Origin of the sequence: Brachybacterium halotolerans subsp. kimchii, assembly GCF_020792675.1 — a bacterium.
GTDB lineage: Bacteria > Actinomycetota > Actinomycetes > Actinomycetales > Dermabacteraceae > Brachybacterium > Brachybacterium halotolerans.
Window position 1 is genome coordinate 2041280 of record NZ_CP086254.1, and the last position, 15252, is coordinate 2056531.

A 15252-nucleotide genomic window follows, 5' to 3' on the forward strand; every position below is an offset into this window, starting at 1 on the left:
AGGCGGGCGATCCCGACGGCGCCCCGTGGGCGTCCAGCGGGCGTCCGGCTCCAGGACACCGTCCATCGGCGTCCGATATCGTCCCTGAGTACTCCCGACCCAGAGCGCGGGCAGACCCGCCCGCGCCCCGCGCCGTCGCCCCGAGCGGCGGTCCATCGAAAGGCTGAACCATGGCAGAGCGCACCGTCACCATCGCCAGCGCCTCCGGGCTCCACGCGCGCCCGGCGGCCATCTTCTCGAAGGCCGCCGGCGAGCAGCCCGCGACAGTCACCATCGAGAAGGCCGGCGGCAACGCCGTCCAGGCGTCGAGCATCCTCATGCTCATGACCCTCGGCGCCGGCCACGGCGACGAGGTGACCCTGCGCGCCGAGGGCGACGGCGCCGACGAGTCCGTCGCGGCCCTCGCCGCGCTCCTCGAGAAGGACCTCGACGCCGAGGAGTGAGCCACAGGGGGCCGACGCCCGTCGGCCCGTGGACCCGCACGACATGAGGGCCACGAACCGGATCTCACCGATCCTGGTTCGTGGCCCTCATGTCGTCGCCCTCGCGGGCACGGGCGCGCTGCGAGCGACGAGCGCGCGTCAGAGGCCGAGCTCTCCCAGGATCGGGAGGCCGGCGCGGACGGCGTCGCGGGCGTCGTCCGCGGTGCGCGCGGCGACGGCGGCGGCGGCGAGCTGCTGCGCCTGCTCGAGGGAGACCGTGGAGAGCACCTTCGCGACCGCGGGCAGGGAGCGCGGGGTCATCGAGAGGCTGTTGACGCCCAGGCCCACGAGCACCACCGCGAGACCCGGGTCGCCCGCGGCCTCGCCGCACACGCCCACGGGCTTCGCGGCGCTCTCGCCGAAGGCCTCGGGGTCGCCGCCCGCCGCGCGGGCGCCGTCGCAGGTGGCCTTCACGAGGGTGAGGACCGCGGGCTGCCACGGGTTGTTCAGGTGCGCGAGGGTGCCGAGCATGCGGTCGGCGGCCATCGTGTACTGGGTGAGGTCGTTGGTGCCGATCGAGGCGAAGTCGCAGGCCGCGAGCTGCCGGTCCGCGGTGACCGCGGCCGAGGGCGTCTCGACCATGATCCCGGCCGGGGCGAGGTCGCGCTCGCGGCACAGGCCCACGAAGTCCTCGGTGTCCTCGGTGGTCGAGATCATCGGGGCCATCACCCACACCTTCGCGTCGCTCTGCTTCGCGGCGGCGGAGATGGCGTCGAGCTGGTTGGTCAGCACCGAGCGCTTCTCCCACGAGGTGCGGTAGGCCCGCACGCCGAGCGCGGGGTTCGGCTCGTCGGTGTCGGTGAGGAAGGGCAGGGGCTTGTCGGCGCCCGCGTCGATCGTGCGCACCACGACCTTCTTCCCGGGGAACGACGCGAAGGCCTCGAGATAGGCCGTCGTCTGCTCCTCGACGGTGGGCTCGTCCTCGCGGTCCAGGAACAGGAACTCGGTGCGGAACAGGCCCACGCCGTCGGCGTGCGCCGCGGCTGCGGCCTTCGCGTCCTTCGCGCCGCCGATGTTGGCCAGCAGCTGCATGCGGGTGCCGTCGGTGAGCTCGATCCCGCCGCCCTCGTAGGTCAGCGGGTTCTTCTGCAGCTCGGTCCAGGCCTCCGCGAAGCGCCGGTGCTCGTCGGTGACGTCGTCGGTGATGGTGCCGAAGCCGGCGTCGACGAACACCTCGGTGCCGTCGGCGATGTCGAGCACGCCCTTGGCGGCGACGATCGCGGGCAGGCCCAGCTGACGCGCGAGGATCGCGGTGTGCGACTGGGGGCCGCCGTCGGATGTCACCAGGGCCATCACCAGCGCGGGGTCGAGGGTCGCGGTGTCCGCGGGAGCGAGGTCGGTCGCCGTGAGCACGAAGGGCTCCTCGACATCGGGGATGCCGGGGGCCTGCTCGCCGCGCAGCTCGGCGACGATGCGGCCGCGCACGTCCTTCACGTCGGCCGCGCGCTCGGCCATGTACCCGCCCAGGCCCTCGAGCATCGAGGCGACCTGGTCGCCGGCCTCCCACACGGCGCGCGCCGCGGAGGCGCCGCCGGCCAGCACGAAGCCCTGCGCGGTCTGGGTGAGGGAGGGGTCGGCGGCCATCTGCGCGGTCGCCTCGAGCACGGCCTTCCCATCGCCCGGGGCGTGCTCGGCGCGGTGCGTGAGCGCCTGCTGCACGCTCGCGGCGGCCTCGGCGATGCGCGCGGCCTCGGCCTGCGGGTCCGCGCCCTCGGGGATCTTCTCTCCGACGGGCGGCTCCGCGACCGGCGGCGCCATCGTCCGGACCGTGCCGACGACGCGGCCGGGGCTGACCGCCACACCTGTGTACTGGGACATCTCGGACTCCCTCTGTGATGGGCCCGTGGGGGAGGATTCGGGCGCGCTGGACCACCTCATGCTACGTGCCCAGCGGGCCCTGCGCGGAGCCGTGGGCGGTCCCTGCCGGAGCCCGCGGAGCGGGGAGGGCGTCGGCCCGCGGACCGGGGCGGACGCCGTCACGAAGCGGTCACGGTCGGCCGGTCACGACCCCATCGCGACCAGGACTGTTCTAGAGTCGACCTGCCGGCTCGACGTCGAGCGGGCACCCGCCCCATCCCGCTGCGCACTCCCCCTCCCGCTGCAGCTCCCCACCCCCATCCCGTGTCTTCGAAGGAGAAGAACATGTTGGATCGCAGACGTTTCCTCGCCCTCTCCTCCACCACCCTCGGCGTCGGCGCGCTCGCCGCGTGCAGCTCGGGAGGCGATTCCGGCTCCGGCGGCGACGGCGGCACCGACGTCGAGGTCTTCACCTGGTGGGCCGCCGGCTCCGAGAAGGCCGGCCTCGACGCGCTGGTCAAGGTGTTCGGCGAGCAGCACTCCGACTTCACCTTCGTCAACGGGGCGGTCGCGGGCGGCGCCGGCTCCGCCGCCAAGGACATGCTGCAGTCGCGCCTCCAGGCCAGCGACCCGCCGGACACCTTCCAGGCTCACGCGGGCGCCGAGCTCCAGGACTACATCGACGCCGCGCAGATCGAGGACGTCTCCGACCTCTACGACGAGTACAAGCTCACCGACGCCTTCCCGAAGGACCTCGTGGACCGCCTGACGGTCGACGGGAAGATCTACTCGATCCCCTCGAACATCCACCGCTCGAACGTGGTGTGGGCGAACGCGAAGGTCCTCGAGAAGGCGGGGATCGACGCGAAGAAGGCCCCGGGCAGCGTCGACGACTTCCTCGCCGACCTCGAGAAGGCGAAGGGCGCGGGCGTGACCGCGCTGTCCGTCGGCACCACCTGGTGCCAGGTGAACCTGCTCGAGGCCATCCTCATGTCCGAGCTCGGCTCCGAGAAGTACAACGGCCTGTTCGACGGGAAGACCGCCTGGGACGACTCCGCCGTGACGTCCTCGCTCGAGGCGTTCCAGAAGATGATGGGGTACACCAACACCGACCGCGACTCCCTGGACTGGCCCGACGCGACCCAGCAGCTGATCGACGGCAAGGCCGCCTACAACGTGATGGGCGACTGGGCGGAGGCAGCCTTCCAGCAGGCGAAGCTGAAGGACGGCGAGGACTACACGTACTTCCCGCTGCCCGGCCAGGAGAAGATCTTCGGCTTCCTCGCCGACTCCTTCACCCTGCCCGTCGGCGCCCCGAACGCCGACGGCGCGAAGGCGTGGCTCGACACGCTCTCCTCGAAGGACGGCCAGCTCGCCTTCAACCTCGCCAAGGGGTCGATCCCCGCGCGCACCGACGTCGACGAGTCCCAGTTCGGCACCTACTCGCAGACGGCCCTGAAGTCCTTCGCCGAGGACGCGATCTCCCCGTCGATCGCCCACGGCGCCGCGGTGCCGGTGGCCTGGCTCAACGATCTCTCGGACGCCACCAGCCAGTTCACCACGGGCGCCTCCGACCTCGCGGCCTACCAGAAGGCCCTGGTCGCGGCGGCGGACAAGTACGCGAGCTGAGGAACGGAGCTCGATGCGATCCCGCGTGCGCCGGTACGGACCGCCGCTGCTGCTCATCTCCCCCTCCCTGGTGCTGGTCGGCGTCTTCGTCTACGTGCTCATCGCGAGGAACCTGTGGACGTCGATGACCGACAACCACACGGCCGCGCAGGCGAACGGCCGCAAGGACGTCTCCTTCGTGTTCCTCGAGAACTACGTCGCCCTGTTCAAGAGCCCGCAGTTCCAGCACTCGCTGTGGAACCTCGTGCTGTTCACGGCGGTGTTCCTCGTGGGCGCGATGATCGTGGGCTTCGTGTGGGCGTGGCTGCTGGAGCGGCCGCTGCCGGGCGGGCGCATCTTCCAGACCGTCTACCTGTTCCCCATGGCGATCTCCTTCGTCGCCTCGGGCGTGGTGTGGCGCTGGCTGCTGAACTCGAACCAGGGGGACAGCGCGACGGGCCTGAACCGCCTGTTCCAGATGGTGGGCCTCGACGCGCTCGAGAACCCCTGGTGGAACCAGGTCACCTTCGGCATCGCCGCGATCGCGATCCCCGCGATCTGGCAGCTCTCCGGCTACGTCATGGCGCTGTTCCTCGCGGGCTTCCGCGGGGTGCCCGACGACCTGCGCGAGGCCGCCCGCATGGACGGCGCGAGCAGTCTGCAGATGTACCGGCACGTGATCTTCCCGCAGCTCACGCCGGTGCTCATGAGCGCGATCGTCATCATCGCGCACATGTCGCTGAAGTCCTTCGACCTCATCATGTCGATCTCGAAGCCCGCGAACTACCAGACCAAGGTCCCCGCGGTGGACATGTACGTGTTCAAGTCGAGCTTCGACTACGCGAACGCCGCGGCCGTGGGCACGGTGCTGCTCGCGTTCATCGCGATCCTCATCGTCCCCTACCTGATCCAGCAGCACCGGGAGCGCACCCGATGAGCACCACGACGTCCGCGCCGCCGAGCGCCGCACCGCTCGGCGAGGCCTCGCCGCTCGCCTCCCGCGGCCGCGGCGCCCCCGGCACCCGCCCCACGCCCGTCGGCCGCACCCTGCGCTATCTCGCCATCCTGCTGGGCGTGCTGTTCGTGCTGATCCCCGTGTACGTGCTGCTCATCACGAGCTTCAAGACCGGCGGCGATGCCAGCCCCGCGCGGGCCTGGGCGCTCCCGCACACCTGGACGCTGGAGAACTGGCAGCGGGCCTGGACGGCGCTCGCCCCGGCGCTGGGCCGGACCCTCTCGCTGGTCATCCCCTCGACGATCATCTCCTCGGTGCTGGGCTGCCTGAACGGCTTCGTCCTCTCGCGGTGGCGCTTCCCGGGGGCCGACATCGTCTTCACGCTCATCCTGTTCGGGATGTTCCTGCCCTACCAGGCGGTGATGATCCCCCTGCTGCAGCTCGTGCTCGCGACCGAGATCCCCAACGGCATCCCCTCGCTGATCCTGCTGCACGTGGTCTTCGGCATCCCCATCACCACCCTGATCTTCCGCAACTACTTCGAGACGATCCCGCACGAGCTCATCGAGGCCGCGACCGTGGACGGTGCGGGCATGCTGCGCACCTTCTCCTCGGTCGCGCTGCCGATCGCGATCCCCGGCTTCGTGGTCGTGGGGATCTGGCAGTTCACGAGCGCCTGGAACGACTTCCTGTTCGCGGTGTTCTTCTCGACCCCGCGCAACGGCCCGGTCACCCTCGCCCTGAACAACCTGGCCAACGGCGCGCTGCTCACCGACTACGGCGTCTCGATGGCGGGCGCGCTGCTCGCCTCCCTGCCGACGCTCGTGGTCTACGTGCTGCTCTCCCGCTACTTCATCGCCGGTCTCATGTCCGGCTCGGTGAAGGGCTGAGCGCCGTGGGACGACGAGCGGAGAGCCCGGCCGGGCCGCCGGCGCCGGCGCCCGCCGCTGCCCCGCATCCGGCCGCTCCCCCGCATCCGGCCGCGCAGACTCCCGTCGGGCCGGACCCCGCCGTCGGTCCCGTCGGACCCGCGCCCGACCACCCGGCCACGACCGATAGGCTCGCCACCATGGATGAACGCAGCTCCTACCTCCTCGTCGACGGCGAGAACATCGACGCCACGCTGGGCCTCTCGGTCCTGGGGCGCCGCCCGCACCCCGAGGAGAGGCCGCGCTGGAACACGCTGCTGAGCTTCATCCAGGAGCACTGGGCCGAGCCCACCCACGGACTGTTCTTCCTGGCCGTCGCGAGCGACCTCCCCGCGAGCTTCGTGCAGGCGCTGCTCGCCATGGGCTACACGCCGATCCCGCTGCGCGGCGACGGCAAGGTCGTGGACATCGCCATCCAGCGGACCCTCACCGCCCTCAAGGACCGTGCGGCTGACGTGGCCCTGGTCAGCCACGACCGCGACTTCGTCGACCAGATGCGCGACCTCTCGGAGGACGACGAGCGGCGCCTCGCGATCGTGGGCTTCCGCGAGTTCATGGCCTCCGACCTGCGGCAGGTGCCGCGCGTGGAGATCCTCGACCTCGAGTTCGACGCCGGGACCTTCACCAGCCCGCTGCCGCGCGTGCGCGTCATCGAGATCGACGAGTTCGACCCCTACGAGTTCATCTGATCCTGCTCGCGTTCAACTGATCCTGCTCGCACGAGCAGGCCTCAGGAGAGCCGGCCGAGCACCTCGTTGAGCGCCTCGGTCGAGGACGGGTGGGTCCAGATCCCGTCACGCAGCTGCGTGGCCGTGATGCCCGCGCGCATGGCGAGCGCCACGAGGTTCACGACCTCCTGGGAGTCGACGTGGAACAGGCGCGCCCCCAGCACGAGATCGGTCTGCGCGTCGACGACCACCTTGATCACGCCGCGGGCGTCCCCCAGCGTCTTGGGGCGGGGCATCGCCTTGATCCCCGCGACGGGGGCGAGCACCGTGCGGACCTCGTGGCCGGCGTCGCGAGCCTCGTGCTCGGTCAGGCCGACGGCCGACAGCGGCGGGGTGAGGAAGGTCGTCGACGGCACCGCGACGCGGTCCGAGAGTCGGCGCGAGCCGTCACCCGTGAGCGCGGAGGCCACGATGCGGCTGTCGTCGAGGGAGAGGTAGGTCTGCTGCCCATGCCCGTGGACGTCGCCCATCGCGAACACGCCCTCGGCGCTCGTGCGCAGCTGGTCGTCGACGACGACGGTGCCGTGCTCGTCGACCTCGATGCCCGCCTGCTCGAGGCCCAGGTCCGCGGTGGCGGGCCGCCTGCCGGTGGCGACCAGGACCGCGTCGGCCACGAGCGGTGCGCCGTTCCCGTCGTCCGTGCCGTGCAGCGCGACGCCGTCCGGGCCGTCGACGTACTCGCCGACGGAGGTCCCGGTGAGGAGCGTGATGCCCTCGTCCTCGAGGACCTCGCGCACCGCGTCCGCGACGTCGTCGTCCTCCGCGGGGAGGATCCGCTCGCCGCGGGCGATGACGGTGACCTCGCTGCCGAAGCTGCGGAACATCGCGGCGAACTCGAGACCGATCGGTCCCGCGCCGATCACGGCGAGACGGCGCGGGAAGGGCTTCACGTGCTGGAGCGAGGTGGAGGTGTGGATGCGCGGCCCGTCGATGCCGGGCACCGCGGGCAGGACGGGCTCGGCACCGGTGTTCACGATGACGGTCTCGGCGCTGATCAGGAGGTGCTCGGCGAGGCCGGCGCCGCCAGCGGAGGGCGTCACCTCGACCTCGCGGGGCCCGACGAAGCGGGCGCGCCCGTCCACGATCGTCACGGTGTCGTGGTCGGCGAGCATGTGCAGGTTGACATCGTTGAGCTTCCCGATGAGGGCGTCGCGCGTGTCCACCGCCCGGTCGAAGTACTCCTGGGGGTCGTCGCCCTCGCGGCGCTCGTCCGCGGCGTGCACGAGGGTCTTCGTGGGCACGCAGCCGATGTTGATGCAGGTCCCGCCGTGCATCAGGGAGGACTGCTCGACCATCACGACGCGGCGCCCGGCGGCGGCCATGCTCGCGGCGAGCGTCTTCCCTCCCTTCCCCCAGCCCAGGACGAGCAGGTCGGCGGTCAGGGTGCGCAGTGCGGTCATGGGGTTCCTCCCGGGAGGGTGCGGCGAGCGGTCCCGACGCAGGGGCCCGCGACGACGCTACCCCCGCGGCGACAAGGACGTGCAGAACAGCAGAAGGCCCCCGCCGGAACCGGCGGGGGCCTTCGGGACCCGGACGAGCTCCGGGCCAAGGGCGGTAGCGGCGGGATTTGAACCCGCGGTGGCTATTAACCACACATCATTTCGAGTGATGCACCTTCGGCCGCTCGGACACGCTACCGCCCGCGATTCTACGCAGGGCCATGAACGACGGGCAAACCGCGGGCGCCGACGTGCGATCCAGTTCACCGGCGCAGGCACTACCCTCGACGGGATGACGAGCACCGATGCCCCGACTCCCTCCCAGCCTCCCGTGGATCCGGCGGCGGCCGCGCCCCGGCCGCCCCGCCCCGTCCATCGGCCGACGGACCGCACCCACCACGGCGACACCGTGAGCGATCCCTTCGAGTGGCTGCGCAACAAGGAGGACCCCGAGGTCATCGAGCACCTCGAGGCCGAGAACGCCTTCGCGGATGCGCGCACGGCGCATCTGTCGGGGCTGCGCTCCGACCTCGTCTCCGAGTTCGTCGGCCACACCCAGGAGACGGACCAGTCCGTGCCCGTGCGCCGCGGTGACTGGTGGTACCTCACCCGCACCACCGAGGGCGAGGACTACCCGCGGCACACGCGCGTCGCCGAGACCCCGGAGCTGCCGCGCGGCGCGGGCGGCGTCCCCGCCGTCGAGCCCGGCGTGCTGCTGCCCGGCGAGCAGGTGATCCTCGACGCGCAGTCCCTCGCCGAGGGCCAGGAGTTCTTCTCCCTCGGCGGCATGCGCCCCTCCCCCAGCCAGGACCTGCTCGCCTTCAGCACCGATGTGCGCGGCGACGAGCGCTTCGACGTGGTGGTCACGGACCTGCGCCGCGGCAGCGCGGATGGCGAGCGCGGCGCGGGCGGCGAGGTGATCGACGAGGCGGTGCGCGGCGCCGGCTACGGGCTCGCGTTCTCGACCGATGAGCAGTGGCTCTTCTACGCGCGGGTCGACGACGCCTGGCGCCAGCACCAGATCTGGCGTCACCGCCTGGGGACGGACGCCCAGGAGGATCAGCTGGTCCTCGAGGAGACCGATGAGCGCTTCTCGATCGGCTTCGGGACGTCCCGCGACGGCTCCACGCTGATCATCGAGGCCGCCTCGACCACGACCAGCGAGGGCTGGCTCCTGGACCTCTCGGATCCCACCTCGGCACCGCGCTCCGCCGGCGGACGCCGACCCGGGATCGAGTACTCGCTCGAGCCCGCCGGGGACCACCTGCTGGTGGTCCACAACGATGGCGTGCCCGGCTTCGCGCTCGCGACCGCACCGCTCGAGGACCCGGGATCCTGGACGACGATCCTCGAGGCCGCCGACGGCGAGCGCCTCGAGTCCGTCGACGCCTTCGCGGGCTTCGCCGCGCTCGAGCTGCGCAGCGGCGGGCTCGCCGCGGTGCGCGTGATCCCCCGGCGCGGGACGGCGGGCGCGGGCACGGGGTCGAACGCTGAGGCCGGTGCTGACGTCGACGCGGGCTCGGATGCAGACGCTGACGCGGCGGCGCACGCCTGGGCGGTCGAGGACGCCTGGGACGTCTCCCACGGCGGCGAGCTCGACACCGTGTTCCTGCAGGCGAACCACCAGTTCGACGAGCAGCTCCTGCGCTACCAGCTCACGAGCCTGCTCACCCCGTCGACGATCGCCCAGGTCGACGTGCGCACCCGCGAGCACGAGGTGCTGCGCCGCACCCCGGTCCCGGGATACGACCCGGAGCTGTACGTCGAGAAGCGCCTGTGGGCGCGGGCGGCCGACGGCACCTCGATCCCGATCTCGCTGGCCGCCCGCCGGGAGGTCGCGCCCGACGGCACGAACCCCGGCTACCTCTACGGCTATGGCTCCTACGAGGCGTCCATGGACCCCTCGTTCGTGCCCACCCGCCTGTCCCTCCTGGACCGCGGGGTCGTGGTCGCCGTGGCGCATGTGCGCGGCGGCGGCGAGATGGGCAGGCCCTGGTACGAGCACGGCAAGCTGCTCGAGAAGCGCAACACCTTCACCGACTTCGTGGACTGCGCCGCGCACCTGGTCGACGCCGGCTGGGTGGCGCCGGACCGCCTCTCCGCGGAGGGCCGCAGCGCGGGAGGCCTGCTCATGGGCGCGATCGCGAACCTCGCCCCCGAGCGGTTCCGGGCGATCATCGCGGGCGTGCCCTTCGTGGACGCGCTCACCACGATCCTGGACCCCTCGCTCCCCCTCACCGTGGGCGAGTGGGAGGAGTGGGGCGACCCGCTGCACGATCCTGAGGTCTACGCGTACATGAAGTCGTACTCGCCGTACGAGAACGTGCGGGAGGTCGAGTACCCGGCGATCTTCGCCTCGACCTCGCTGAACGACACCCGCGTGTTCTTCGTCGAGCCCGCGAAGTGGGTGGCGCGACTGCGCGAGACCGTGACCAGCGACCAGGACGAGCGGCCGATCGTGTTCCGCTGCGAGATGGTCGCCGGGCACGGCGGGCGCTCGGGCCGCTACGCGAAGTGGGAGCAGCGGGCCGACGAGCTCGCCTGGCTGCTCGACCAGATCGGCGCGACCGCCCGGATCTGAGCGGCCGGAGGGCCCGAGCGGACGTCGATCGTCCGTCGGGCCCCGTCCGGTCAGAAGGCCGGGATGACCGAGCCGTCGGTGTACGTGGTGGTGATGAAGTCCTTGACCTTGTCGGAGTGCAGGAGCTCGTCGAGCTTCTTCAGCGCGGCGTTGTCCTTCTCCTCGGTGCGCACCACCACGAAGTTCGCGTAGGGGTTCTCCGCGTCGCTCTTCTCGAGCACGATCGAGTCCTCGGAGGGCTTGAGGCCCGACTCGATCGCGTAGTTGCCGTTGACGACGCCCGCCGCGAAGTCGCCCAGGGTGCGCGGGATCTGGGCGGCCTCGATCTCCGTGAACTTCAGCTTCTGCGGGTTCTCGGCGACGTCCTTGGTGGTCGCGTCGGTGACCTCGACGCCGTCCTTGAGGGTGATCAGACCCGCCTCGGCGAGCAGGCCAAGGCCGCGGCCGCGGTTGGTGGGGTCGTTGGCGATCGCGATCTCGTCGCCGTCCTTCAGCTCGTCGAGCTTCGTGATCTTCTCGGAGTACAGGCCCAGGGGCTCGATGTGCACACCCTTGAAGGCGAAGAAGTCGTAGCCCTTCTCCTTCTCCTGCGAGTCCAGGAACGGCTGGTTCTGGTAGTAGTTCGCGTCGATGTCGCCGTCGTTCAGCGCCTGGTTCGGGATCTGGTAGTCCGTGTAGGGCGTGATGTCGAGCTTCAGATTCGCGTCCTCGGCGAGGTTCTTGCTGACGAACTCCAGGATCTCCTGGTGGGGCTTGGGCGAGGCGCCGATCTTGATCGTGGTCACCCCGTCCTTCTCCTCGGGGCCGTCGGAGCCCCCGCCCACCAGGCCGCAGCCGGTGATCGAGAGCGCGGCGAGGCCGGCGCCGGAGGCGAACAGGGAGCGGCGGGTCAGGTGCGACATGGGGATCTCCTCGGGGAGTGGAACGGAGTGGTGGGGCGGAAGGGCGAGGACGGACGGGGAAGGGGCCTCGGGGGCGGGGCTCAGGCGTTGCGTGCGCGGTGGTCGACCGCGCGGGCGAGCACCGAGCCCAGCGACTGCACGAGGATCACGATGACGATGAGCACGACGACGGTCGAGATCATCACGACGTTGTCGTAGGACTGGTAGCCCATGCGGTTGGCGAGGTCGCCCAGTCCCTTCCCGCCCACGGCGCCCGCCATGGCGGTGTAGCCGATGACGGCGATCGTGGTGGTGGTCAGCGAGCCGATGATCCCGGGCAGTGCCTCGGGGAACAGCACCTGGCGGATGACCTGCCAGCGGCTCGCGCCCATCATCTGCACCGCCTCGATCTTCCCGGCGGGGATCTCGCGCAGGTTGATCTCGATGAGTCGGGCGAGGAACGGGATCGCGGAGACCACGAGCGCGAACATGGCGGCGTTCGGGCCGGTCACGCGGCCCACCACGATCCTCGTGACGGGGATCAGCGCGATGATCAGGATGATGAACGGGAAGGACCGGCCCACGTTCACGATGAAGCCGACGATCCGGTTCACCCAGCGGGCACCGCCGCCGGCGGCGCGGTCGGTCTCGAACAGCAGCACGCCGAGCGGGGTGCCGATGAGCGCCGCGAAGATCATCGTGCCGATCGTCATGTAGAGGGTGATCAGCGTGTTCGACCACAGGCTCGTGTTGGAGTCCCAGGTGGTGAAGACGGGGTTGCTCAGCCATTCGCTCATGCCGAGGCCTCCTTCGTGACGACGCCGCGGCCCTCGAGCTCGCGCAGGAAGGCCGCGAGGCCCTCCTCGCTGATGGGGGTGTCGTCCTCGTTGCGCAGGGCCAGCTGCACGCGGCCCACCTGGCGTCCGGCGATGGTCTCGATGGTGCCGGCGACGATCTGCGCGAGCGCTCCGTGCTCGGCGGCGATCCGCACGAGCTCCTCGCTGCTGGCCACGGCCTTCTCGTTCTGCGGGTCGGCGCCGTAGTCGCAGTCGACCACGCGAGCGCTGATGCCCGTCGGGGCCGGCGGCAGCGGGATCAGCTCGCTGCTGAGCGGGCCGTGCGGGTCCGAGGCGACGTCGGCGAGCGCACCGGACTGGCGCACCCTGCCGTCCTCGAGGAGGGTCACCGAGTCGCAGATCTCGCGGACCACGCTCATCTCGTGCGTGATCATGAGGACGGTGATGCCCAGGCGGTCGCGCAGGCTGCGGATGAGCGCGAGGATCTGCCGGGTCGTCGTCGGGTCGAGCGCGCTGGTGGGCTCGTCGCACAGCAGCACCTTGGGCTCGGCGGCGAGGCCGCGCGCGATGCCCACGCGCTGGATCTGTCCGCCCGAGAGCTGCGCGGGATGGTTGTGCTCGCGCCCGGCGAGGCCCACGAGGTCCACGAGCTCGGCGACGCGCGCGGAGCGCTGCTCACGGCCCACACCCGCGATCTCGAGCGGGTGGGCGATGTTGCGGGCGGCGGTACGGGAGTCCAGCAGGTTCGCGTGCTGGAAGACCATGCCGATCTCGCGGCGCGCCGCACGCAGTGCGGGGCCGTCGAGCGCGGCGATGTCCGTGCCGTCGATGCGGACGCTGCCGGACGTGGGCTTCTCGAGCCCGGTCAGGCAGCGGATGAGCGTGGACTTCCCGGCGCCGGAGCGGCCGACGATCCCATGGATCTGGCCGGCGTCGACCGTCAGGTCGATGCCGTCGAGCGCGGTGACGGGGTCTCCCCCGCCCGGCGCGGGGAAGACCTTGGTGAGGCCTTCGAGAGTGATCACAAGCAGAAGTAGAGCATCCCCCTAGCGCACCTGCCGACCCCTGCGTTCACGAAACGTCATCTGACCGGGGGAGGCGTGGGAGGGATCACCGCGAAAGGCCGCGGTGTGTGGTGCGGGCCTCAGCGTCTGCGGCGCGCCCGGAAGAAGCCGCGCAGCAGGTCCCCGCACTCCTGCTCCCGCACGCCCGTGATGAGCTGGGCGCGATGGTTCAGCCGGGGCTCGCGCACGAGGTCGTAGAGGGACCCGGCCGCTCCGGCCTTCGGGTCCGGGGCGCCGACGACGACGCGGGCGATCCGCGCGAGCACGATCGCCCCGGCGCACATGGTGCACGGCTCGAGCGTGACGGCGAGCGTGCAGCCGGTGAGGTTCCAGCGTCCCGTCGCGCGGGCGGCCTCGCGCAGGGCGAGGATCTCGGCGTGCGCGGTGGGGTCCTCGTCGGCCTCCCGGCGGTTCCCCGCCCGCGCGATCACGCGCCCGGCCGGGTCCACGACGACGGCGCCGATGGGGACGTCGGCCGGCTCGCGGTCCGCGGCGGCGCGCGCCTCGTCGAGGGCGATGCCCATGAGGTCGTCGTCGGAGAGGCGCGGGGTGTCGTCGTCCACGCCCCCATTCTCCCCGGCCGCGCCGTCAGCCGCGCGCACCCGTGACCGCGAAGCGCGCCTCGAGCAGGGCGCCGTTCCTCCCGAACTCGCGCAGCTCCAGGTCGAGCCGTCCTCCCATCAGGGGCTTCCCGCTTCCGAGCGTCACGGGGGCGATGGACACGAAGACCTCGTCGAGCATCCCGGCCTCCGCGAACGAGTGGGCGAGGTCCCCGCCGCCCACGATCCAGACGTCCTTGTCGCCTGCGGCCTCCTCGAGCCGGGCGCGGTGCTCGGCGGGAGGCCCCGCGACGCGGGTGATGCCCGCGAAGCCCTCGGGAAGCTCCCGGTGGGAGAAGACGAACGTGGGCTGGTCGTAGACCCAGGCATCCGCGACGGTCTCGAGGTGCCCCACCACCCAGTCGTACGTCGAGCGCCCGGAGACCACCGCCCCGACCTCCTCGACGAAGTCGTCGTAGGGCAGGATGCTCTGCGCGGGGTCGGTGGGCTGGGAGAGCAGCCAGTCCAGGCTCTCGCGATCGTCGGCGAGGAAGCCGTCGAGGCTGGTCGCGGTGAAGAAGCGATAGCGGGTCATCGGGGCCTCCTGCGCGCCGGCGCAGCGCCGCGGGTCGGTCGCTGCGAGGTGTTGGTCCCAGTATTCGCCGGGGCTCCCCCGAACGGATCCCGCGCACAGAGGCGTCGGGTAGATTCGGCGCCATGCGCGTGCTCGAACTCGACCATCCCCTCGTCGCCCACAAGCTGACGGCGCTCCGCAAGGCCGAGACGCGGTCCTCGATGTTCCGCCTCCTGGCCGACGAGCTGGTGACCCTGCTCGCCTACGAGGCCACGCGCAACGTCGCGGTCGCCCCCGTCGAGATCAAGACCCCGGTGACCACGATGACCGGCACGCGCCTGACGGACCCCAAGCCCATGGTGGTCCCGATCCTGCGCGCGGGCCTGGGCATGCTCGACGGCATGACCCGCCTGCTGCCCACGGCCGAGGTCGGCTTCCTGGGCATGGTCCGCAACGACGAGACCCTCGAGGTCACGACCTACGCGAACCGCCTCCCGGACGACCTCACCGACCGCCAGTGCTTCGTGCTGGACCCGATGCTCGCGACCGGTCACACCCTCATCGCCTCCGTGAACTACCTGCACGAGCGCGGCGCGAAGGACATCACCTGCGTGACGCTGCTGTGCGCCCCGGAGGGCCTGAAGACCCTCGAGGAGCAGATCGATCCGGCCATCGACCTCACCGTGGTCACCGCCGCGATCGACGAGAAGCTCAACGAGAAGGGCTACATCGTCCCCGGGCTCGGCGACGCGGGCGACCGCCTCTTCGGCGTCGTCGACTGAGAGGGCCCGCCGACGGACGACGGCTCTCGCCGGGTCCCACCGGGTTCCAACGGGTTCCACCGGACTCTGACCTCGCGCGTCCCAGGATGCGAACAC

Annotated in this window: 14 protein-coding genes and 1 tRNA gene; 7 read left to right on the plus strand and 8 right to left on the minus strand. The window is 71.4% G+C overall.

What is annotated here, in order from left to right; genetic code table 11:
• Positions 1–170 precede the first annotated feature (170 nt).
• On the plus strand, positions 171–443 hold the full coding sequence (locus Bra3105_RS09265) for an HPr family phosphocarrier protein (RefSeq protein ID WP_152353681.1): 273 nt from the start codon (positions 171–173) through the stop codon (positions 441–443).
• Between the two features lie 138 nt (positions 444–581).
• Here Bra3105_RS09265 and ptsP read toward each other — a convergent pair whose 3' ends face one another.
• Positions 582–2300: a phosphoenolpyruvate--protein phosphotransferase gene (ptsP, locus tag Bra3105_RS09270; RefSeq protein WP_228356439.1), complete on the minus strand. Its 1719-nt coding sequence runs from the start codon at positions 2298–2300 to the stop codon at positions 582–584.
• A 324-nt stretch (positions 2301–2624) separates the two neighbouring features.
• Between ptsP and Bra3105_RS09275 the strand changes: the two genes are divergently transcribed.
• The 4 genes from Bra3105_RS09275 (at position 2625) to Bra3105_RS09290 (ending at position 6460) form a co-directional block, all read left to right on the plus strand.
• The gene (locus Bra3105_RS09275; protein ID WP_228356440.1) at positions 2625–3908 is read left to right on the plus strand and encodes an ABC transporter substrate-binding protein; all 1284 of its coding nucleotides are present in this window, start codon (positions 2625–2627) and stop codon (positions 3906–3908) included.
• Positions 3909–3921: 13 nt separating this feature from the next.
• A complete protein-coding gene (locus Bra3105_RS09280; RefSeq protein ID WP_228356441.1) occupies positions 3922–4824 on the plus strand; it encodes a carbohydrate ABC transporter permease in 903 nt (300 codons plus the stop codon).
• Positions 4821–5732, plus strand: a complete 912-nt coding sequence (locus Bra3105_RS09285; protein ID WP_228356442.1) for a carbohydrate ABC transporter permease — start codon at positions 4821–4823, stop codon at positions 5730–5732. Before Bra3105_RS09280 ends, Bra3105_RS09285 begins: the two co-directional genes overlap by 4 nt.
• 179 nt (positions 5733–5911) lie before the next feature.
• A complete protein-coding gene (locus Bra3105_RS09290) occupies positions 5912–6460 on the plus strand; it encodes an NYN domain-containing protein (RefSeq protein WP_228356443.1) in 549 nt (182 codons plus the stop codon).
• Positions 6461–6501: 41 nt separating this feature from the next.
• On the opposite strand, the gene Bra3105_RS09295 is transcribed toward Bra3105_RS09290, so the two are convergent.
• Entirely contained in the window at positions 6502–7899 is a 1398-nt protein-coding gene (locus Bra3105_RS09295) for an FAD-dependent oxidoreductase (protein WP_228356444.1), read from the minus strand.
• 152 nt (positions 7900–8051) lie between these two features.
• A tRNA-Ser gene (locus tag Bra3105_RS09300) sits at positions 8052–8137 on the minus strand.
• Positions 8138–8230: 93 nt separating this feature from the next.
• Between Bra3105_RS09300 and Bra3105_RS09305 the strand changes: the two genes are divergently transcribed.
• Entirely contained in the window at positions 8231–10519 is a 2289-nt protein-coding gene (locus tag Bra3105_RS09305) for a S9 family peptidase (protein ID WP_228356445.1), read from the plus strand.
• A gap of 50 nt (positions 10520–10569) precedes the next feature.
• Here the strand turns inward: Bra3105_RS09305 and Bra3105_RS09310 are convergent, their stop codons facing one another.
• From Bra3105_RS09310 to Bra3105_RS09330, 5 genes are all read right to left on the minus strand, one after another.
• Positions 10570–11421 carry a MetQ/NlpA family ABC transporter substrate-binding protein gene (locus tag Bra3105_RS09310; RefSeq protein ID WP_228356446.1) on the minus strand — a complete coding sequence of 284 codons (852 nt, stop codon included), beginning with the start codon at positions 11419–11421 and terminating at the stop codon, positions 10570–10572.
• 80 nt (positions 11422–11501) lie between these two features.
• Positions 11502–12197 (minus strand): methionine ABC transporter permease, encoded by a 696-nt coding sequence (locus Bra3105_RS09315; protein ID WP_200503337.1) that lies wholly within the window; start codon positions 12195–12197, stop codon positions 11502–11504.
• Positions 12194–13222, minus strand: a complete 1029-nt coding sequence (locus Bra3105_RS09320; protein ID WP_228356447.1) for a methionine ABC transporter ATP-binding protein — start codon at positions 13220–13222, stop codon at positions 12194–12196. The genes Bra3105_RS09315 and Bra3105_RS09320 overlap by 4 nt, the downstream gene beginning before the upstream one ends.
• Before the next feature lie 119 nt (positions 13223–13341).
• Positions 13342–13785, minus strand: a complete 444-nt coding sequence (locus Bra3105_RS09325; protein WP_228359629.1) for a nucleoside deaminase — start codon at positions 13783–13785, stop codon at positions 13342–13344.
• A gap of 64 nt (positions 13786–13849) precedes the next feature.
• Positions 13850–14395: a dihydrofolate reductase family protein gene (locus Bra3105_RS09330; RefSeq protein WP_228356448.1), complete on the minus strand. Its 546-nt coding sequence runs from the start codon at positions 14393–14395 to the stop codon at positions 13850–13852.
• Positions 14396–14517: 122 nt separating this feature from the next.
• On the opposite strand from Bra3105_RS09330, the gene upp reads away from it, so the two are divergent.
• Positions 14518–15156, plus strand: a complete 639-nt coding sequence (upp, locus tag Bra3105_RS09335; RefSeq protein WP_228356449.1) for a uracil phosphoribosyltransferase — start codon at positions 14518–14520, stop codon at positions 15154–15156.
• Positions 15157–15252 lie beyond the last annotated feature (96 nt).